The organism is Kytococcus aerolatus (assembly GCF_900187395.1).
In the GTDB taxonomy this organism is placed as follows: Bacteria; Actinomycetota; Actinomycetes; order Actinomycetales; family Dermatophilaceae; genus Kytococcus; species Kytococcus aerolatus.
Genome location: NZ_FYEZ01000001.1, coordinates 1,170,824 through 1,189,648 on the forward strand (window position 1 = coordinate 1,170,824; position 18,825 = coordinate 1,189,648).

The 18,825-nt window shown below is 72.5% G+C and carries 19 protein-coding genes; 9 read left to right on the top strand and 10 right to left on the bottom strand.

Translation table 11 applies throughout. The features are described from left to right. Window positions 1-77: 77 nt before the first annotated feature. From CFT82_RS05505 to CFT82_RS05520, 4 genes are all read left to right on the top strand, one after another. Entirely contained in the window at window positions 78-644 is a 567-nt protein-coding gene (locus tag CFT82_RS05505) for a hypothetical protein (RefSeq protein ID WP_088818000.1), read from the top strand. A gap of 103 nt (window positions 645-747) precedes the next feature. Beyond that, window positions 748-1,029 carry an antitoxin gene (locus CFT82_RS05510; RefSeq protein WP_088818001.1) on the top strand — a complete coding sequence of 94 codons (282 nt, stop codon included), beginning with the start codon at window positions 748-750 and terminating at the stop codon, window positions 1,027-1,029. Then, window positions 1,026-1,445, top strand: coding sequence for a type II toxin-antitoxin system VapC family toxin (locus CFT82_RS05515; protein WP_234994284.1), 420 nt, complete (start codon window positions 1,026-1,028; stop codon window positions 1,443-1,445). The genes CFT82_RS05510 and CFT82_RS05515 overlap by 4 nt, the downstream gene beginning before the upstream one ends. 67 nt (window positions 1,446-1,512) lie before the next feature. Beyond that, a complete protein-coding gene (locus tag CFT82_RS05520) occupies window positions 1,513-2,793 on the top strand; it encodes a kynureninase (protein ID WP_088818002.1) in 1,281 nt (426 codons plus the stop codon). A 9-nt stretch (window positions 2,794-2,802) separates the two neighbouring features. Here the strand turns inward: CFT82_RS05520 and CFT82_RS05525 are convergent, their stop codons facing one another. From CFT82_RS05525 to CFT82_RS05550, 6 genes are all read right to left on the bottom strand, one after another. Continuing rightward, window positions 2,803-4,011 (bottom strand): type II toxin-antitoxin system HipA family toxin, encoded by a 1,209-nt coding sequence (locus tag CFT82_RS05525; protein ID WP_088818003.1) that lies wholly within the window; start codon window positions 4,009-4,011, stop codon window positions 2,803-2,805. Next, window positions 4,008-4,316 (bottom strand): helix-turn-helix domain-containing protein, encoded by a 309-nt coding sequence (locus CFT82_RS05530; RefSeq protein ID WP_088818004.1) that lies wholly within the window; start codon window positions 4,314-4,316, stop codon window positions 4,008-4,010. The genes CFT82_RS05525 and CFT82_RS05530 overlap by 4 nt, the downstream gene beginning before the upstream one ends. A gap of 99 nt (window positions 4,317-4,415) precedes the next feature. Then, window positions 4,416-4,826, bottom strand: coding sequence for a hypothetical protein (locus tag CFT82_RS05535; RefSeq protein ID WP_143469494.1), 411 nt, complete (start codon window positions 4,824-4,826; stop codon window positions 4,416-4,418). Between the two features lie 59 nt (window positions 4,827-4,885). Further along, window positions 4,886-5,701 (bottom strand): alpha/beta hydrolase family protein, encoded by an 816-nt coding sequence (locus tag CFT82_RS05540; RefSeq protein ID WP_088818006.1) that lies wholly within the window; start codon window positions 5,699-5,701, stop codon window positions 4,886-4,888. A gap of 67 nt (window positions 5,702-5,768) precedes the next feature. Beyond that, window positions 5,769-7,040: an NAD(P)/FAD-dependent oxidoreductase gene (locus CFT82_RS05545; protein ID WP_159461867.1), complete on the bottom strand. Its 1,272-nt coding sequence runs from the start codon at window positions 7,038-7,040 to the stop codon at window positions 5,769-5,771. Between the two features lie 97 nt (window positions 7,041-7,137). Then, on the bottom strand, window positions 7,138-7,590 hold the full coding sequence (locus tag CFT82_RS05550) for an NUDIX hydrolase (RefSeq protein WP_088818008.1): 453 nt from the start codon (window positions 7,588-7,590) through the stop codon (window positions 7,138-7,140). Window positions 7,591-7,804: 214 nt separating this feature from the next. On the opposite strand from CFT82_RS05550, the gene CFT82_RS11710 reads away from it, so the two are divergent. Beyond that, complete coding sequence (locus CFT82_RS11710) at window positions 7,805-8,383, top strand: helix-turn-helix domain-containing protein (RefSeq protein ID WP_012801715.1); 579 nt, start codon at window positions 7,805-7,807, stop codon at window positions 8,381-8,383. 9 nt (window positions 8,384-8,392) lie between these two features. Then, window positions 8,393-9,667, top strand: a complete 1,275-nt coding sequence (locus tag CFT82_RS05560) for an MFS transporter (RefSeq protein WP_234994285.1) — start codon at window positions 8,393-8,395, stop codon at window positions 9,665-9,667. On the opposite strand, the gene CFT82_RS05565 is transcribed toward CFT82_RS05560, so the two are convergent. Together CFT82_RS05565 and CFT82_RS05570 are read right to left on the bottom strand one after the other, a co-directional pair. Further along, window positions 9,661-10,212: a DinB family protein gene (locus tag CFT82_RS05565; RefSeq protein ID WP_088818009.1), complete on the bottom strand. Its 552-nt coding sequence runs from the start codon at window positions 10,210-10,212 to the stop codon at window positions 9,661-9,663. The two genes, CFT82_RS05560 and CFT82_RS05565, sit on opposite strands and share 7 nt — an antisense overlap. Before the next feature lie 42 nt (window positions 10,213-10,254). Beyond that, complete coding sequence (locus CFT82_RS05570; RefSeq protein ID WP_234994286.1) at window positions 10,255-10,923, bottom strand: TetR/AcrR family transcriptional regulator; 669 nt, start codon at window positions 10,921-10,923, stop codon at window positions 10,255-10,257. A 75-nt stretch (window positions 10,924-10,998) separates the two neighbouring features. On the opposite strand from CFT82_RS05570, the gene CFT82_RS05575 reads away from it, so the two are divergent. After that, the gene (locus tag CFT82_RS05575; protein ID WP_088818011.1) at window positions 10,999-11,799 is read left to right on the top strand and encodes a VOC family protein; all 801 of its coding nucleotides are present in this window, start codon (window positions 10,999-11,001) and stop codon (window positions 11,797-11,799) included. A gap of 425 nt (window positions 11,800-12,224) precedes the next feature. Further along, the gene (locus CFT82_RS05585) at window positions 12,225-12,644 is read left to right on the top strand and encodes a hypothetical protein (protein WP_088818012.1); all 420 of its coding nucleotides are present in this window, start codon (window positions 12,225-12,227) and stop codon (window positions 12,642-12,644) included. Between the two features lie 73 nt (window positions 12,645-12,717). Here CFT82_RS05585 and CFT82_RS05590 read toward each other — a convergent pair whose 3' ends face one another. Continuing rightward, the gene (locus CFT82_RS05590) at window positions 12,718-15,078 is read right to left on the bottom strand and encodes an ATP-binding cassette domain-containing protein (protein WP_088818013.1); all 2,361 of its coding nucleotides are present in this window, start codon (window positions 15,076-15,078) and stop codon (window positions 12,718-12,720) included. A gap of 176 nt (window positions 15,079-15,254) precedes the next feature. On the opposite strand from CFT82_RS05590, the gene CFT82_RS05595 reads away from it, so the two are divergent. Beyond that, on the top strand, window positions 15,255-16,769 hold the full coding sequence (locus CFT82_RS05595; RefSeq protein WP_159461868.1) for an HNH endonuclease signature motif containing protein: 1,515 nt from the start codon (window positions 15,255-15,257) through the stop codon (window positions 16,767-16,769). A gap of 157 nt (window positions 16,770-16,926) precedes the next feature. Here the strand turns inward: CFT82_RS05595 and paaN are convergent, their stop codons facing one another. Further along, complete coding sequence (gene paaN, locus CFT82_RS05600; protein WP_088818015.1) at window positions 16,927-18,675, bottom strand: phenylacetic acid degradation protein PaaN; 1,749 nt, start codon at window positions 18,673-18,675, stop codon at window positions 16,927-16,929. Window positions 18,676-18,825 lie beyond the last annotated feature (150 nt).

Below are 18,825 nucleotides of genomic sequence, written 5' to 3' on the forward strand. Positions count from 1 at the left end.
CGCACCCCCCAGGGTGGAGGCACAGAGCCTCAGCGACGTGTGATCGTTGAATCACGCATCCACTCGGAGGGGAAGCCATGTTCACGCGATTCTCAGCACTGGTGATGGTGGGAGCGGCTCTCACCGTGGCCGGCTGCGACAACGATGCCGAGGACCAGCCGACATCGAGCGACAGCACCACGAGCGCGACATCGCCCAGCCCGTCAGAGCAGGCCGCCAGGTCGACCGACGGTCCGAGCGAGAGCGATCTCCTGGCGCCGACCGCGGAGGGTGGCGTCCTGTACCACGAGCTGCCGGACGAGGCCCCCGACGTCCGGATGAGCGGGACCTTCGACTACCGCGACGGGTGCCTGACCAGCGTCGACCCCGACACCGACGAGCGCTACCCGGTCTCGATCCCGGTGGGCTCCACGGTCGATGCCGACGGCGTCACCCTGCCGGACGGGACCTCCATCGCCCTGGGCGAGCCCTTCCACAGCGGCGGCTGGGAGGAGCGCGACGGCGGCTCCGACGAGGGCCCTGCCGTGGCCGACATGGGAACCCTTGACCAGGCCGAGGACTACGTGAAGAAGTGCGACATCGACCCGACGACGATCGACCGCTTCCTCTGGGTCCACGGCGAGCTGAGCCCGGCCACCGACTGAGGGAGCGCGCGGCGAGGTCGCAACCAGCGGCGCCGCAGCCCACCATCCACAGGGTGGGTCCGGGCGAGCCGAACCTACACATGGGCATGTGTAGGTTGGGTGCATGAGCACCTTGGAGCACCGGATGCAGCTGCTGCTCGACGAGCGGCGCATCACCCTGCTGCGCCAGCGAGCGGCCGAGCGGGGGGTGTCGGTCTCGACCGTGGTGCGCGACGCCATCGACGTCGCCCTCGAGGAAGACGCCGCGGTGCGACGGGCCGAGGCTGCGGCACGCTTCCTCGAGCTGACGGCCAAGGCCACGCCGATCACCGACGAACCCGAGGACATCAGCCGCCTCCACGAGGACATGGATGCCGAGCTCATCGCCAAGCTGGAGCGTCTGTGACGACCCGCCACCTCCTGGACTCCTCCACCCTGTTGTACGCCGTGGGCGAGGAGCACCCTCTGCGAGAGCCCTGCCACCGGTGGCTGACCGCGGCCACCGAGGGGATCGTGCAGCTCGAGGCCAGCGTGGAGGCCGGCCAGGAGTTCCTGTTCCACCGCATGCGGCGGGTGGGACGCGCGCAGGCGGCCCTCGAGTTCGAGGCTCTGGACGGGTTCCTGGTCTGGCACGCGTTCGACGCCCAGGTGCTGCGTCGCTCAGCCGAGCTCACGGTGCGCTGCCCCATCGGTGGCCGCGATGCCGTGCACGCCGCCACCGCGCTCGAGGCGGGGTTCAGCGAGATCGTCTCGGCCGACCGTGACTTCGAGAGTGTTCCCGGCCTGACGCTGCGGCACCCGACCGACCTGCCCGGGGCCTGACCTGCCGGCCGGGCCGGCGGGCACCTAGCCTGAGGCCCACCCGCCGCCCACCCGCCCTGGAGATGCCATGACCTCGCTGACCACCCCCGATGCCGTGCGCGCCCGCGCCGCGGAGCTCGACGCCGCCGACCCGCTGGCCGGGTACCGCGAGCGCTTCGTCCCGATGGGCGAGGGGCAGGGCGCCGAGGCCGGCGAGGTGTTCGCCTATCTCGACGGCAACTCCCTCGGGCGGCCGCTGAAGGCCGCCGGCGAGGCGCTGCAGGACATCGTGGCCGGCGCGTGGGGAACCCGGCTGATCCGCTCCTGGGACGAGCAGTGGATGGAGCTGCCGCTCCGGCTCGGCGACCGGGTCGGCCAGGTGGCGCTCAGCGCCGCGGCCGGCCAGGTGGTGGTGGCCGACTCCACGACGGTGATGCTCTACAAGCTGCTCCGCGCGGGGCTGGACGCCGCCCGGGCCGCCGACCCGGCCCGCCGCCAGATCGTCGTGGACACCGAGAACTTCCCCACCGACCGGTACGTCGCCGAGGGGATCGCCGCCGAGTGCGAGGCCGAGCTGGTGTGGATCGAGCCCGACCCGGCCACCGGCGTCACCGTCGAGCAGGTCCGCGAGGCCGTGGGGCCGACCACCGCGGTGGTGCTGCTGAGCCACGTGGCCTACAAGTCCGCGTGGATCGCCGACCTGCCGGAGATCACCCGCATCGTGCACGAGGCCGGGGCCCTGGTGCTCTGGGACCTGTGCCACTCGGCCGGCGTGGTGCCGGTGGAGCTCGACGCCCACGAGGTCGACCTGGCCGTCGGGTGCACCTACAAGTACCTCAACGGCGGGCCGGGGGCGCCGGCCTTCGGGTACGTGGCCGCCCGCCACCAGGGCACGATGCGCCAGCCGATCCAGGGGTGGATGGGCCACGCCGTGCCCTTCGTCATGGGCCCGGGCTACGAACCCTCGCCGGGCATGCGGCGGTTCATCTCCGGCACGCCGCCGATCCTGGGCATGGTGCCGCTGGGCGAGATGGTGGAGCTGCTCGACGAGGCCGGACTCCCGGCCGTGACCAGCAAGGCCGGGCAGCTCACGGACTTCGTGGTGGAGGTGGCCGAGGGGCTGCTCGCCCGCCACGGGGTGCGGGTCGACTCCCCCACCGACCCGGCTCGACGCGGCGGGCACGTCACCCTCGGGCACCCCTCCTCCCGGGAGCTCACCGCCCGCCTGTGGGAGGCCGGCGTCATCCCCGACTTCCGCGAGCCGGACGGCATCCGCATCGGGATGTCCCCGCTGAGCACCTCCTTCGCCGAGGTCGCCGAGGGACTGCTCGTCCTCGACAGGCTGCTGGAGGGCGCCGAGCAAGGCTGAGGACCGGCCTCAGGCGGCGTCGTCGAAGGCCGGCTCCATCCGGCGGATCTCCCCCTCGCAGAGGCCAGCTGCACGGGCCAGGTCACGCCACCAGCTGACTGCTTCTCGCACCTCGGCCAGGACCTCGCCAGCCCGAGTGTCGGTGAGGCGGAAGAACTCCGCATGACGCAGCGCCGCGTCCAGGCGATCCGCCTCCCCCGGGCTCTCGACGTCGGTCGCGAAGTCACCTGCCATCGGCACGGGGTTCAGGTCGAAGGCCGGCGAGAGCCGCCACCCGCTGGGCTCCCGGAGGAAGCCGTGATTCCGCAGGTGGTCGTCCCGGTTGCTGATCAACGCACCCAGGACGATCCGGCGCCACAGCTCTTCCAGGTCGGCCGTGGCGCACGGAGAGGCCTCCTCGACCACCTCGGCGATGTCGAGATAGGAGCCGCGGTCGCCGTCCGCGAGCTCCAGCATCGTCATCGCACTGACATAGCCGACGCGCTGCTCGGATCGACGGTCGAAGCGCTCGACGACGAGGACGTCACGACCGGACACCGGGACCAGCCGGTTCGGGGGCACTCGGATGCCCGCCCGCTCGGCCAGGCCCAGCGCCACGTGCTCCCACGCCATGACATTCCAGTCGTCGACTGCGGCTGCGGGGAACTTGGCGAGGCCGATCGCTCCGCCGGGCAACCGGACGTGGGCCTTGGGTCGCGCTCCCCCGAGGGAGGACCCTGCCCCCACCAGCCGACGCAGCTCGGCCAGGCCCGCCTCGTCAGCTCCCACCCGGTCGGCTGCCACCAGCAGGTCCCCCAGATCCGCGAGCACGGGCACTCCGTCCTGAGCCGCGGCCCGGAAGGAGCCCGGGTCGTCCTGCGGAAGGCGATAGCGCAGGGCGCCCTGGCGGAGGTCGTCCCGCACGCCCAGCAGGAAGTCCAGCTCACTCGGCTGACGCGGGGCCCCGCCAGCAGCGCGCGCCTCCTCGGCCAGCGTCCGCTGCACCAGAGTGCGGCCCCACCGGTCCGGGCTGCTGTCCGCCATGGCCCCGAAGAGCGGCCTCACCGAGTGAAAGGGGTGAGCGTCCAGGGGCAGCGACGGGTCGAGGGGATAGGCCTCCGGATGGGCGAGGTACTCGGCGGAGTACGTGAAGGTACAGCTCTCAGCACTCCGCCCCCGGTGGCTGAACAGCGTGCCGACCCGGATGTCCGGGTCGAGCCAGACCTCCACCGCACTCATCGTCGCCGTCCCCCTGCGGCGGTTCCGTCGAGCAGCTCGACCGCCCGCATGCGCCCCACGTCCGAGGCCAAGGGGTCCACGGACTCGACCAGGGAATCCATGACTCCCAAGGCACGCGCAACCCGCAGGACGTGCTCGAGCGACGCCCCCTGACCGGCCTCGATGCGCTTGACCGTGCTCAGCGAGACACCGGCGCGGTCGGCCACCACCTCGCGCGAGAGGCCCTGGAGACGACGCCACCGGTGAAGGTCCTCCCCCATCGAGCGCATCGCTCTGACAACGGGGCGGGGGGTCGCGGTCGACATGTCCCCACTCTAGCGGGGGTGGTCAAATGTGAGCCATTATCGAATGAAATGGCCCAGATCTGACCATCCACGGGCTTCCAGCGCCCAACTCCCGAGTCCTCACCCCCGGCCGGCATGGGTGCCGTTCTCGCGCACCCATTCCAGGTCCTGCCACTCGGAGGTCGGTTCGCCATCGCGCAGCGGCCCCTCGGCCGGGACGTCGCCCGACACGCTCCAGAAGACCCCGTCCACGGTCCCGGAACTGACCCCCTCGCCACAGACGTCCGCGTGCTCCTGCGGAGCCGCACACCATTGGGCGAGGCCTGACGGGCTCCGATTGAGCGTCATCACGAAGTGGGTGACCCCGTTCTCCTCCACCTGTGAGGCCCAGGAGACGAAGGCATCGTCCGGGACCTCTGCGGGCACGAGCACCGGCCCCTCCGCCTCAGCCTCCGCGAGCGCAGCCGGAAGGTCGATGGGCTCCGGGTCGTCCGGGGCGATGCACGCAGCCAGGAGAATGATTCCGGGCAACGCCACGAGCGCCTGGACGAGGCGCCGCCCGGCGCCCCTGACTGGCCTGCGGGGAGACATCACGACCGGCGCAGGTCCTGCCAGAGGCTCCCGTGGGCCTGGAGCATCGCGGTGTGGACGTGGTGCCAGTGGGGCGAGGCCGGGTCCACCAGGTCGGCGTGGTGTGCCCCGGGCACGATCCGGTGCAGCGCCGGGTGGTCGGCCGAGTAGGCGGCGGGCACCGTGGCGTCCTGCTGCCCGTGGAGGAGCCGCGCATGCGGCGTGCCACGCCCGGTCCAGCCGCCCTGCGGGTCCAGCTCGGCGTACAGCTCCGGCAGGTCCTCGGGCCCCCCGCCCATCCAGTCGGTGACCGCGCCCTTCCCCAGCTGCTCGGCGTGACCGCGCGGCAGGTCGGTGACCCCGGCCAGCGACACCACCGGCACCGCGGGCCGGTCGGACTGCATCGCCCGGAGCAGGGCGAGCGTGCCACCGGCGGAGTGGCCGACCCAGATCGGGCGCGCGGGCCCGTCGTACCAGCCGGCCGCGGCCAGGAGGTCGTCCACGGCGAGCAGGTCCGTCAGGCTGACGCGCGGGTCGCCGAGCACGCGGCGGTACTCCGGCAGCGCCACCCGGTGGCCGTGCTTCCCCAGCACCACCGCGGCGGCCCGCAGGTGGGTGCGGTCGATGGTCGGCCGCCAGAACCCGCCGTGCACGAGCACCACCGGCGTGGCGTGGGGCTCGTCGCCGAAGGTCTCCACCACCAAGGGATCGCCACTGGGGCCGGGCTGCCCCGTGGCGGCGGTGCCGATGTCCACGCCCGGTGCAGGCGCCTCGGCCACCAGACGGGCGATGACCTCGTCCTCGCGGGCGGCGATCTCCTTGGTGCTCTCGCTCATGCCCGGCACGCTAGCGGGAGCGGGCCCGCCGGGGCGGGCGACCGGCCGCCCGCCCCGGCGACGCCCCTCAGGCCGCCCGGTCGCCGCCGCGCGACGTGGGGCGGCGACGGAGGTGGGTGAACCGGTCCGGCGACATCGCCGGGTCGCTGAGGGCCGAGGGGTCACCCGTCAGGCCGCGCAGCACCCACTCGGCGGTGATGGGGGCCAGCATCATCCCCCACATGCCGTGGCCGGCCGCGACGACGAGGCCCTCCACGTGGCGGCTGGCGCCGATGACCGGCATGCCGTCGCTCGTGCACGGACGGTCGCCAGCCCAGGTGTCGATCGGATCGTCCCAGGCGAAGTCCGGCATGGCCTCCTGAGCCACCTCCCGCACCGACTCGAGCCGGTCCGCCTTGGACCGTCCGGGCTGCGCGGAGAGGTCGAGGGTGCCGGCCGCCCGCATCCGGTCCGCCAGCGGGGTGAGCACCACCTTGAGCTCCTTGAGCATGACCGGGTGCGGGGGCGTGCTCGGCCCGTGCGGGACGTCGACGACGTAACCGGTGGCGGGCTTCAGCGGCATCCGCAGCCCGAGCTGCTCGCACAGCGCGCCCGTGCCGAGGCCCGCGGCGAGGACCAGCTGGCGCGGCTGGCAGCGGGTGCCGTCGGAGAGGGTGACTTCGGCGACGCGCCCGTCCTCCTCCCGGACCTGCTCGACCCGCGTGCCCCACTGGACGGTCACCCCGTGGGCCTGCGCGGCCTCGACCATGGCCGTCACGTACTGCAGCGTGTTGCAGGTGGCGTCCTCCTCGTGGAACACGCCGCCCTGCACCCCGTGCAGGCCGGGGAAGACCTCCGCGACCTGCTCGGCGTCCATGCGGGTGTCCTCGGGCAGCTCGTCGCGGGCCTTCTCCCAGCCCTCGGGCGTCGTCCAGGCGTCCAGCGAGCCCGTCCTCCGGACCCCGGTGTCCACGCCCTGCTCGGGGTAGGCGAGGTGCAGGGCCAGGCTGTACCGGGCCATCGCCTGCAGCCGCTCGGTCATGAGCGCCGCTCGACCAGGCCGGGCCGAGGCCACGAAGGAGGCCAGCCAGGGCACCAGCGAGGGGTGCGGGGAGAGCCGGAAGGGGCTCTTCGGGGCGAAGAGGTAACGCAGCCCCAGCCGGACGTTCTCCACGGTCGCCAGGGGCTCCACGTAGTTCGGGGTGAGCAACCCGGCGTTGGCATACGAGCAGCCACCGCCCGGACCCTCCCCGGAGTCGACGAGCCGCACGCTCAGGCCCGCCCGCCCCAGCTCGTAGGCGATGGTGGCCCCCACCGCCCCCGCGCCGACCACCACGATCTCGTCCGTGTGCTCACCCACGGCGTCCTCCTCCCACTCGCAGCCGCCCCTCGGTCGAGGGGACCGTCCCTCGACGCTATCCCTCCCGCACTGGGTCGGCGAATCGTCCTCGGGCCGCTCAGCCGTGGGCCCGGAGCACCGGCAGCACGTGCTCAGCCAGCAGCGGGGCCAGGAGGCGACCGCCCGCCGCCGCGACCGGGGTCTCGGCGCCGCCGATGCCCTCGGCCGGGGCGATCCAGCACATCTCCGCGATCTCGGCGGCCGGGACCGGGTCGCCCGTCAGCGGGGCGAGGAAGACGGTGCTCTCCAACGCGGTGTCGGGCTCATTGGCCGCGCGTCCCGAGTAGCGGCCGAGCAGCTCCATCGCCGCGGGGTCCACGGTGAGGCCGACCTCTTCGGCGAGCTCCCGGGCACCCGCGGCAGCAGCGTCCTCCCCTGGCTCGGGCTTGCCGCCGGGGAGCATGAAGCGCTCGGTGCCGCGCTTGCGGACGGTCAGGACGCGCCCCGCATCGTCCTGCACCACCACCCCGGTGACGACGATGGGCGGCTGGGCGGCGTGCGGGGCAGTCATGGTGGGCAGGGTAGCGACGTGGGCCGGTCGCCGCCGGTTCGTCGCGGGTGGGCAGACTCGCGATCCATTCGTCGCCCGTGGGGCCCTCACAGCTCGTTTCGCCCCAATCGCGACGAACCGATGGGTGCGGCCCGGCCAGGGCAGACGGATCGGACCTGACCACGCGGCCAAAGGAATGTTTGCAAAGTTCCCTTTGCACGGTTACGGTCACGGCATGACCCCGCCCGAGATCAGCACCCCCGGCCCCGAGGGGCTGCGAGCCCTCTCCCACCCGGTCCGCCTACGGCTCCTGGGACTGCTCCGCACCTCGGGCCCCAACACCGCCACGGGTCTCGCGCAGCACCTCGGCGTCAACAGCGGTGCCACGTCCTACCACCTGCGACAGCTGGCACAGCACGGCTTCATCGAGGAGGACAAGGGCCGCGGCTCCTCGCGCGAGCGCTGGTGGCGGGCGGTCCACCGCTCCACCCGCACCTCCTCCAAGGGGTTGACCCCCCAGGAGCGCGAGACCTTCGGGGCGTACCAGCAAGCCGTGGCGGTGGTCTACTCGCAGCAGCTGCAGCAGGTCGTGGAGCAGGCCGAGACACTGCCTGCCGCGTGGCGACGAGCCGGCACCACGAGCGACTGGATGCTGCGCCTGACCCCCGAGCGTGCGCACGCGCTGCGGGACGCCCTCATCGAGGTCATCACGTCCTGGCCCGAAGAGGACGTGCCGGAGGCACAGCCGTACTGGGTCAACCTGAACGCGGCGCTATCGCCCCACGCGATGCCCCCCGCCCCGGACCAGACCTGAGGAGCCAGTGTGAGCGCCCTACCCCTGCGGGGACTGCTGACGGCCGAGACCTTCACGATCACGGCCACCCGGATGAGCATGGTGGTGATCCCGTGGTTCGTCCTGGTGACCACCGGCTCGGCCACGCAGACCGGCCTCGTCTCGGCCGCCGAGCTGCTGCCCCTGGTGGTCTTCAAGGTGCTGGGCGGACCGTTGACCGACCGGCTCGGCCCACGCCGGGTGGCGTGTGTCTGCGACCTCGGGTCGGCCGCCGTGTTCGGACTGATCCCGCTGCTGCACCTGCGCGGCGCGCTGCCCTTCTGGGCCCTGCTGCTGCTCGTCGCCGCCGGGGGCGCGCTGCGGGGGCCTGCCGACGGGGCCAAGCAGGCCATGATCCCCGGCGTCACGGAGCTGGCCCGGGTGCCCCTGGAACGCGTGACCGGCTACCACGGCGCCATCGACCGCGGTTCCGCGATGGCGGGCGCGGCCGCCGCGGGCCTGCTCATCACCCAGCTCGGCGCGCCCCGCACCCTGTTCGTGGTGGCGGCCTGCTTCGTCCTCGGCGCCGCGGCCCTGGGGGCGACCACGGCCGCAGCGTCCCGGCCGAGCGCCCAGCGCGACACGCGCGAGCCGTACCTGCGCTCCCTGCTGGGCGGGTGGGACTTCATCCGCCACGATGCCGTGCTCCTGGGCATCAGTGGGATGGTCGCGGTCACCAACCTACTGGACCTGGCCTGGTCGGCCGTGCTGTTCCCGGTCTGGGCACGCGAGACGGGCGCCGGCGCGGCCGGCATCAGCCTGCTGCTGACGGTCTTCTCGGCCGCCGCCACCGTCAGCTCCCTGGCCGCCGCCCGCTGGGCCCATCGGCTCCCCCGGTTCCGGACCTACGTCATCGGCTTCCTCGTCACCGGACCGGTGCGTTTTGCCGTCCTGACCCTCGGCGCACCCCTGTGGGTGGTGGTCACCGCCTTCGCCGTCACCGGCGCGGCGTCCGGTTTCCTCAACCCCATCCTGGGAGCGGTGATCTTCGAACGGATCCCGGCCGGGCTCACGGGGCGCGTCTCGGCGTTGAGCGCCTCCCTGGGCTGGTCGCTCATGCCACTCGGTGGCCTGCTCGGCGGCCTCCTGGCCTCGGGGCTGGGCTGGCGGTGGGCCCTGTGGGCGCTGGCTGGGGCCTACCTCGTGGCCACCCTCGCCCCGCTGGTGGTGCCCAGCTTCCGGGAGTTCGACACCCGACCCGCGCCGCCCGTGTTGTCCGACCAGGCCGATGCCTCCTGGCCGGCGCAGGAGCCCGCCGCTCAGTAGCCGGTGCGGCCGTCGACGACCTCGCGCAGCAGGTCCGCGTGGCCCAGGTGCCGGGCGTACTCCTCGATGAGGTGCACGTACACCCAGCGCAGGTTCACCGGGTTCCCGTGGCGGGTGCCGGCCACGGGGGCGTCGAGGTCGGTGACCCCCGCACACCAGGCACGAGCGCGCTCCACCGCGTCGGAGAAGGCGGCGACGTCCTGCACGGCGGTGGTTGCCCCAGCATCGAGGAAGTCCCCCTCCGGTGAGGCGGGGGTGGAGTAGACGTCCGGCACCTCCGCACCCGCGACGACCTCACCGCACCAGTACAGCTCCACCTCGGTGAGGTGGCGGACGATGCCCGCCAACGACAGCGTCGACGGGGGGACCGCGCGCTGGACCAGCTGCTCGCCGGTGAGCCCGCCGACCTTGAGCGGCAGGGTCTGTCGGTACAGCTCCACCCACCACTCGAGGTTCTCCCGGTCGCCGGCGAGGAAGGCCTGGTCGGGACGGGTGTCGGGCGGGTCGGGGGTGGTGGCGGGGAGGTTCTGCGCTGCGGTGGTCATGGGGCGAGGCTCGCCGCTGGGGCGCTGCCGGTCAATCGGGTTTCACGGCGCCTGGGTGATGCCGAGCACGGCGGTGGCCACAGTGCGCGCGACCAGGGCGTCGACCACCTCGGCCGGTGCGCTGCGCAGCGGGCCGGAGACGACCAGCATCGAGAACCCGTGGACGGCCGACCAGCACGGCGCCTCGGCGCCCTCGCGCAGTTCAGCGGCCAGCGAGCCGTCGGCGACCATGCGGTCGAGGGCATCGGCCAGGTGCAGGAAGGGGGTGAGGCCCGAATCGCCAGCGGCCCGGGGGTCGGCGGAGAGCTCGAGGTCCGCCGGCTCGGTGAAGGCCGTGCGGAACAGCCCGGGTTCGGCCCGTGCGGCCTCGATGTAGGTGCGACCCACCGCGGTGAGGTGCGCGGCCCCATCGGCCTGCGCGGGGAGGTCGGCCCGGGCGGCGTCCATCGCGCGGGCCATGGCCGCCTGGGCCCGGAAAGTGACCTCCTGCACCAGGGCGGCGCGGTCAGCGAAGTGGCGGTAGGCCGCGTTCGCGCTGACGCCCACCTGGCGGGTGAGCGCCCGCATCGTCACTGCCTCCGGCCCCTTGGTGCGGGCCACGGCCTCCGCTTGGTCGATGAGCGCGGCGCGCAGGTCGCCGTGGTGGTAGCCCTCACGGGTGGCCGGGTTCTCGCGGGGTGCGTCGGCGGGATCGATCGGGGGGGTTGGCACGGGCCTCCTTGATGTGTACGGTGAACACATCCTATATGTGGACACCGTTCACATTCCTCTGAAGGGACACGCACCATGACCGCACGCACCACCACCCAGCGCCCCGGAACGCCCGTGTGGCGGGACTTCTGGACCACCGACCCCGACGGCACGGCCGCGTTCTTCCGTGCACTGTTCGCGCGAGAGGTCGAGCCCGGGCTGATCGCCGTGGACATCCCCGCCGGTGACCCAGATCTGGGCGGATACACCACGGCCCAGATCGACGGGCGCCATGTGTTCGGCATCGGGCCCGCGATGCCGTGCGGTGTCGACGTGTCCGCGGTCTTCCTGGCCACCGACGATGCCGACGGCACGCACGCGAAGGCCCTGGAGCTGGGGGCGACCGAGGAGATCGCGCCCACCACGGTGCCGGACCATGGACGGTTCTCCGCCGTGGTGGACCCGGCCGGTGCGCTGGTGGCCTTCTACGAGAGCCACGGAATGCTGGGCTACGGCGCGGTCGACGAGCTGGGCTTCCCCTGCTGGCAGGACCTGCTGACCCCGGACGTGGCGGCCGCCGAGGCGTTCTACGGCGAGCTGTTCGGGTTCACCTTCGACCACCAGATGGCGCCCTACTCGGTGGCGCAGCTGGGTCAGGACGGGATCTTCGGCATCGGCCCGCTGGAGGCCGGCGAGGAGGCGCTGTGGGTGCAGTACACGCTGGTGCCGCAGCTCGACCCGGTGCTGGCGAAGGCGAAGGAGCTGGGCGCCAGCCAGGTGGGTGAGGTGATGGAGCTCGGGTTCGGTCGCTCGGCGCACCTGACCACGCCCGCCGGTGCGGCGTTCGGGCTGTTCGAGGGCTCGGAGGAGATGCGCGAGCAGGCCGAGCAGGGCTGAGCCATGCGCATGCTCTTCGCCCACGGCGCCGGCGGGTACGACGAGGTGAAAGGCCGGGCGCTGGGCGTGCCTGCGCTGCGTCGCCGCCGCGCGCTTCCGCCCGGACGTCCACAACGAACGCCGACTGCGTGAGCACCTCGGTGGGTCCCCGACCGAGACGCTGGACCGCTTCCGGCAGGTGATCGACGCCACCGTCGCCCCCACGAGTGATCTCGGAGCCTGGCTGGGTGAGGTGGTGGTGCACTCCCAGGACATCCGCCACCCCACTTGCCCCCCCTCGCGTGGCTCTATGCTGCGCTGACTGGGGCCCACTCATACGACACTCCTGCGCCTCACGGCGACCCTCACCCTCCCCAGCAACATCAGGTGGAGCAAACGTCGCGATGGGCGCTCCACCCCGAGGATCGACATGAAGGATGGTGCGCATGAGCCGCAAGACCGGTGTGAGAGATCTGTTGGCGCTGGGGGTCGTGACGACAGCGGTCCTGGCAGGGTGCTCGCAGGACGACTGCCAGGCCGGGAGGGAGACCCCCACGGAGGTGGTCTCCGCGCTGCTGACCGAGACGGGGCCCGAGGCCACGGTGGAGTCGGTCTGTGCGTACTCCGGCGAGGGGTTCGAGTCCAAGACCAGCGACTGGTTGAACGCCGTGCGGGAGCAGGCGGGGGGCGCTGACGCCGCCTCCGAGCTCACGGTCCGCGAGCTGACCGGGGAGCAGATGGCCCGCAACCACCAGGTGCAGGTCAGCACCGCCGACGGCCCCGTCGCGACGGTGACCGTGTGGGACGTCAGCGAGGACGGCGACCGTTACGTCGTGCAGCCCCACGACGAGGACATCCCCCGCTGAGCGGCGACCCCATCGACCGACGAGGCCCGGCCCCCACCAGGGAGACCGGGCCTCGGTGGCCACGGTCACCGCATCAGGCCGTGGCGGCCTTCAGCGCGCGACCGGTGGCGGTGTCGGCCTGCGTGAGCTCCGCGGGGGTGCCAGTGAAGACCACCTGCCCACCCTCGTGGCCGGCACCCGGCCCCACGTCGATGACGTGGTCGGCCTGGCTCACCACGTCGAGGTTGTGCTCGATGGCGATGACCGTCGAGCCCCCCTCGACGAGGCGCTGCAGCACCGCCACGAGGTTCGCCGTGTCCGCCATATGCAGCCCGGCGCTGGGCTCGTCGAGCACGAAGATCTCGGAGTCCTTCATCTGGGCGGCGAGCTTGAGGCGCTGGCGCTCCCCGCCGGACAGCGTCGGCAGCGGCTGCCCGAGGCGCACGTAGCCCAGGCCCACGTCGAGCATCCGCGCCAGCAGGGTCTTGGCCTTGCCCGTCGTGAAGATCTCGGCAGCCTGGGCCACCGAGAGGCCGAAGACGTCCGCGATGCTCAGCCCCTCGTAGGTGTGCACGAGCACGTCCTCCCGGAAGCGGCGCCCACCGCAGACCTCGCACGGGGTCGGGGCGGCATTCTGCAGGGCCACCTCCGGGTAGATGACGCCCGCACCGTTGCACTCGGGGCAGCCTCCCTCGGAGTTGGGGCTGAACAGGGCCGGCTTCACGTCGTTGGCCTTGGCGAACAGCGTGCGGATCGGATCGAGCAGGCCGGTGTACGTGGCCGGGTTGGACCGGCGCGAGCCCTTGATCGGCGACTGGTCGATGACCAGCACGTCGTCCCGCTTCCCGAGGCTGCCGTGGATGAGCGAGCTCTTGCCCGATCCCGCCACCCCGGTGACCGCCACGAGCACGCCGGTCGGCACGGCGACGTCCACGCCCTTGAGGTTGTTCGTGCTCGCCCCGCGGATCTCCAGCTGCCCGGTCGCCACACGGGGCTCCTCGCGCAGGGTGGGCTGCCGGCCGAGGTGCGCGGCGGTCACCGAACCGGACGCCGCGAGCCCCTCCATCGGGCCGGAGTAGACGACCCGCCCACCGTCGGTTCCCGCACCGGGGCCGATGTCGATGACATGGTCCGCCCCGGTGATGACGGCCTGCTCGTGCTCCACGACGAGCACGGTGTTGCCCGCGTCGCGGAGGTCGGCGAGGAGCTGCACCACCTGCTCGATGTCGTGCGGGTGCAGCCCCACGGTGGGCTCGTCGAAGACATAGCTGATGTCCGTGAGCGGCGAGCCGAGGTGGCGCACCATCTTCACGCGCTGGGACTCGCCACCCGAGAGCGTGCCGGAGGCGCGGTCCAGCGAGAGGTAACCCAGCCCGACGCCCACCATCGCGTCGAGGACGCCCCGCAGCCGGGCCAGGAGCGGCGCCAGCCCCGGGTCATCGAGTCCGGCGACCCACTGCGCGAGCTCGTCGACCTGCATCGCCATGACCTCGGGCAGGGTCCGCCCCGCGACGGTCGCCGTGCGGGCGGCCTCGTTGAGGCGCGTGCCGCCGCACTCCGGGCACGGCCCGGTGGTGGCGATCTTCTCCTTGTAGGCCTTGATGTGTGCCTGTTTCGGCTCCCGGTCCCCGAACCAGGTGCGCCGGATGCGGGTCACCAGACCCTCGTAGGTCATGTTGATGTCGGCGAACTTCACCTTGGTGGGGGCCTGGTACATGAGCCAGTCCCACTCCTCGGCCGAATAGTCGGCCACCTTCTTCGCCGGGTCGATGGGGCCGGACTCGGCGTAGATCCGCCAACCCCACGAGTCGACCGGATAGCCCGGCACGAGGATCGCGCCGTCGTCCAGCGACTTCGAGCGGTCGACGATGAGGTCCTCGTCGAGTGCGGCCGTGGTGCCCAGCCCCTCGCACTCAGGGCACATCCCCCCGATGACCTCAAAGGTCGCCTTCTCCCCCTTCACCTGCTCGCCCTTCGCGTCCTTCTTGCCGACCTTGAGGACACCCGAGCCGGAGGCCGACGCGACGTTGAAGCTGAACGCCTGGGCCCCGCCGACGTGCGGCTCGGAACGGTGGGACCACAGGGTGCGGAGCATGGCCGCGGCATCGGTGGCGGTGCCGACGGTGGAGCGGGCGTTGGCGCCGATCCGCTCCTGGTCGACGATCACCGCGGCCGACAGGTTCTCCAGGGAGTCGACATCGGGGCGGGCGCTGGAGGGCATGAACTGCTGCACGAAGGACGGGTAGGTCTCGTCGATGAGACGGCGCGACTCGGCCGCGATGGCGCCGAAGACGAGGGAGGACTTGCCCGACCCGGAGACGCCGGTGACCACCGTGAGCCGCCGCTTGGGGATGTCGACGTCGACATCCTGCAGGTTGTTCACGCGGGCGCCGCGGACGCGGATGGTGTCGTGGCGGTCGGCGGGGTGGGTGTCATGGCTGGTCACGGGGATCATCGTAGGGCGGGCCGGGGACAGCCTCGGACCGGCTGGCGGATGGGCAGACGGGGCGGCGGCCACTCGCCCTTCGTCCACATGTTCTATATGGATGTTGACAGAGGTGGATCATGTGTTCTAGTCTGGCTGCAGGTCGACAGGGGGTCGGCCATGGACCGCATGCGAGGGGGTGTGCGATGACGAGCGTGCTGGAGCCATCAGCCCTGACCGGACGGCCCGACAGCCCGGTCCGTCGCGCGCCTGACCCCCCGAAGAACGCCCCCGACGCCCTGGAGGCCGCCTTCGCCCGGGCCCACGCAGCGGCTGACGCGCTGATGGCCGCCATCGCCAGCGCGGGCTCCTCCCCCGAGCACCTGGACGGCCCCCAGCTCGACCGCATGCTCCGTCACGCGCAGGCCCTGGCGAACCGGCACGAGCGGATCCGGAACCGGTCGCTCGAGGTGGTCCGTGCCGCCCGCGAGGCCGGCTGCGCCACTCATGACGACGACGGGCAGTTCGCCGCCCGCCGCCTCCGCACCCACGGAGCCGAGACGGCTCGGCAGGCACGGCTCGCGCAGGAGCTGGGGAACGAGCAGCCGACGGCTGCCCCGGCCACCGTCCCGGGCGCGGGGCCCGCCACCCCGGCGTCGACCGCCGGGCAGGCCGTGCCGGAAGCCACCCCACCGCGCCCCACAGCCCGGGCGTGGGACACCGGAGAGATCTCCGAGCGGCACGCGCACGTGATCTGCCAGGCCCTCGACCAGCTCCCGGAAGCTCTCGGCACCGCGGAGCGCGGCCGTGTCGAGGAGGAGCTCGTCCGGTGGGCCTCCCAGATGTCCCCGGACAGCCTGCGCCGGAAGGCACGCCGGGCGCTGGCCCTGGTCGAGCCCGACCGGGACACGGTCGACCAGCACCACGACGGCATCGTGCGCGCCGAGGAGGAAGCCGCGTGGCAGGCCGCGGAGCTCTGGCTCCGCGACCGCGGGGACGGGACGGTGCAGGGCCAGTTCGTGCTCCCCGTCCTCCAGGGTCGGATGCTGGCGAAGGCCCTCGACGCCCTGGTCACACCGCGTCGACTGGCCCGGCGAGCGAACGGAGGTGCACTTGGCGCGCCCGGGAGTTCGTGGAAGGACACGCAGATCGACTGGGCCCATGAGAAAGGCAAGGCCTTCGCGGAGCTCATCGATCACCTCCCCACCGACCACCTCGCCTCGAAGGTCAACGCGGTACTGCTGGTGCGCACCGACCTCGAGACGCTGCGGGGCGAGACCGACCGGGTCGGGGTGACCGACTCCGGCGACGAGCTCTCGGCCGGCGAGGTCCGACGACTGGCCAGCAACGCGGGAATCATCCCGGTGGTCATGGGCCGCGAGAGCCAGCCCCTCGACCTGGGGCGGCAGACGCGGACCTTCAGCGACTCCCAACGGGCTGCGCTGGCCACCCGGTACGAGCAGTGCGCGGAGGAGGACTGCAACCGGCCGTTCTCCTGGTGCGAGATCCACCACGCCGCCCCCTGGGCTCCCGTCCGCGGACCGGACGGGAGGGTCCTCCATCCCGGTGGAGGACGGACCGACCTCCGCAATGCCATCCCGCTGTGTGGACGACATCACCGGCGGCTCATGGACCCACAGGTCACCCACCGCGTGGACCGGGACGAGCAAGGACGCGCCGTGGTGCGCTTCGAACGCAGGACAGGGTGGACCCGATGGTGACCCCTGCCCGGACGCACTGCTGCAGGGGGCTCCGAAGGGCCAGGGCACGGCGCCCTGGTGAGCGTGCACGCGCTGCTGCCCCGCGACGAGCGGAGCACTCGTGACGGGGCAGCAGCAGGCGTGGCCGGTCCGGCCGGGGCCGTGGCCAGCGCCGGGATCAGACGTGGCGGCGGGTGGTCACCACGCGGAAGCGGTTGCTCACGAAGGCGGCGTCCGCGTAGGCGGCGTTGGCCGCCGGGTTGGCACCGGTGCCGTGGAAGTCGCTGAACGCGGCCGTCTGGTTGACGAAGATCTGACCCTGCAGGTTCTCGCTGAGGGCGACACCGGCGTCGGCGGCCACCTCGCGGGCCTCGGCGAGGACCTCCTCGTCGGTGGAGTAGACGGCCATCGTCATGGCGCCGTGCTCCCGGACGGTCTCCGTGGCGACCTGGAAGGACTCCTCGGTCGACTCCGTCCGGATGAGGAAGACGACCGGGCCGAAGCACTCGTTCGTGTAGGCCTCGCGGTCGGCGGCCTCGAGCAAGATGATGCCCGGCGTGCGGACGACCGCGTCCGGGAACTTCGGGTGCTCCACCTCGCGGGGCGCGAGCAGGACCGTGCCGCCGAGGCGCTCGGCCAGACCTGCGAAGTCGTTGGCCCGCGAACGCACGTCGTCGTTCACCGTTGCGCCGAGGATCTCGACCGCCTTGGCGTCGTCCTTGTTGAAGTGCGTGATCGCCTGGCCCAGCTTCTCGCCGAACTCCTCGGCCGTCAGCTCGCCCTCGTCGGTGGCGATGCCCTCGGCCTTCACGTAGACGTTCTGCGGTGCGGTGCACATCTGGCCCGAGTAGAGCGAGAACGAGAACGCCAGGTTGCCCGTGGCAGCCCGCATGTTCTCGACCGAGTCGACGACGACCGTGTTGAGGCCCGCCTTCTCGGTGTAGACCAGCTTGCCCGCAGCAGCCGCCTCGGTCTCCAGCCAGCCGCCGAAGCCGGGGCCGCCGGTGTAGTCGATGATCTTCACGGCCGGGTGGAGCGCCAGGTCCTTGGCCAGGGTGCCGCCCGGGTTCTCCGGGGCGAGCTGCACCAGGGCGGCGGCGAAACCGGCCTCGGCAAGGACCTCACGGGCCACCTCAACGGTGACCGCCAGCGGCAGGATCGCCATCGGGTGGGGCTTGATGACCACCGGGTTCGCCGTGGCCAGGGAGGCGAAGATGCCCGGGTAGGCGTTCCAGGTCGGGAAGGTGTTGCAGCCGATGACCAGGCCGACACCGCGGCCGATCACGCGGTAGTCCTTCTGCATGCGGATCGGCTCGCCCTTGGCCGGCTTCTCCCAGACCACGGACTCCGGCACCTCGCGCTGGGCCTGCAGCGCCACCGTCACCGCCTCGAGGGCGCGGTCCTGCGCGTGGGGGCCACCGGCCTGGAAGGCCATGACGAAGGGCTGGCCCGAGGTGTGCATGACCGCGTGGGCCATCTCGAAGCTGCGCGCGTGGATGCGGTCGATGATCTCCACGCAGACCGCTGCACGCGCCTCCGGACCGGCGTTGCGCCACGCGCGGGCCGCCGCGGTGGCGGCCTCCATCGCGGCGTCGACGTCCAGCTCCGGGTAGGTGACACCCAGCTCCGGGCCGTAGGGGGACTTCTCGGCCCCCACCCACTGACCGGTGGTCGGCTGGGAGGCGAGCGACTCGAACTGGGCACCGAGCGCGGCCTCGTGGGCCTTGAGCCCGGTCGGGGCGGCCTCCTCGCCGTGCACCTTCGGGGAGGGCGACTCCGGGTAACGGGAGTGGAAGGCACGCTGCTGCAGGGCCTCGGTGGCCTGGGCCAGCGTCTCGCGGTGCTTCTCCACGAGCGCCTGGGCGGCGTCGGGGACCACGGCCGGGGTGGTCGTGGAGCTCGAAGAGGGCGCAGTCGTCTCAGTCATGACCCCAGACTAGTGACGCAGATCGCATTCGCCCAGCAGTGGCCGCCCGACGCGGGGCGACCGTCCAGGGCATGGCGGCTGGCCAAGATTGGGCGACCGTCCGACGCGTGGCCGCTGATGACCCACCGAGGCCACGCCCTCCCTGACGGG

What these genes read in the sequence shown, in the direction of transcription:
- CFT82_RS05505 (WP_088818000.1), top strand. Translation starts at nt 78, where the DNA reads ATGTTCACGCGATTCTCAGCACTGGTGATGGTGGGAGCGGCTCTCACC.
- CFT82_RS05510 (WP_088818001.1), top strand. Translation starts at nt 748, where the DNA reads ATGAGCACCTTGGAGCACCGGATGCAGCTGCTGCTCGACGAGCGGCGC.
- CFT82_RS05520 (WP_088818002.1), top strand. Translation starts at nt 1,513, where the DNA reads ATGACCTCGCTGACCACCCCCGATGCCGTGCGCGCCCGCGCCGCGGAG.
- CFT82_RS05525 (WP_088818003.1), bottom strand. Translation starts at nt 4,011, where the DNA reads ATGAGTGCGGTGGAGGTCTGGCTCGACCCGGACATCCGGGTCGGCACG.
- CFT82_RS05530 (WP_088818004.1), bottom strand. Translation starts at nt 4,316, where the DNA reads ATGTCGACCGCGACCCCCCGCCCCGTTGTCAGAGCGATGCGCTCGATG.
- CFT82_RS05540 (WP_088818006.1), bottom strand. Translation starts at nt 5,701, where the DNA reads ATGAGCGAGAGCACCAAGGAGATCGCCGCCCGCGAGGACGAGGTCATC.
- CFT82_RS05550 (WP_088818008.1), bottom strand. Translation starts at nt 7,590, where the DNA reads ATGACTGCCCCGCACGCCGCCCAGCCGCCCATCGTCGTCACCGGGGTG.
- CFT82_RS11710 (WP_012801715.1), top strand. Translation starts at nt 7,805, where the DNA reads ATGACCCCGCCCGAGATCAGCACCCCCGGCCCCGAGGGGCTGCGAGCC.
- CFT82_RS05565 (WP_088818009.1), bottom strand. Translation starts at nt 10,212, where the DNA reads ATGACCACCGCAGCGCAGAACCTCCCCGCCACCACCCCCGACCCGCCC.
- CFT82_RS05575 (WP_088818011.1), top strand. Translation starts at nt 10,999, where the DNA reads ATGACCGCACGCACCACCACCCAGCGCCCCGGAACGCCCGTGTGGCGG.
- CFT82_RS05585 (WP_088818012.1), top strand. Translation starts at nt 12,225, where the DNA reads ATGAGCCGCAAGACCGGTGTGAGAGATCTGTTGGCGCTGGGGGTCGTG.
- CFT82_RS05590 (WP_088818013.1), bottom strand. Translation starts at nt 15,078, where the DNA reads ATGATCCCCGTGACCAGCCATGACACCCACCCCGCCGACCGCCACGAC.
- CFT82_RS05595 (WP_159461868.1), top strand. Translation starts at nt 15,255, where the DNA reads ATGACGAGCGTGCTGGAGCCATCAGCCCTGACCGGACGGCCCGACAGC.
- paaN (WP_088818015.1), bottom strand. Translation starts at nt 18,675, where the DNA reads ATGACTGAGACGACTGCGCCCTCTTCGAGCTCCACGACCACCCCGGCC.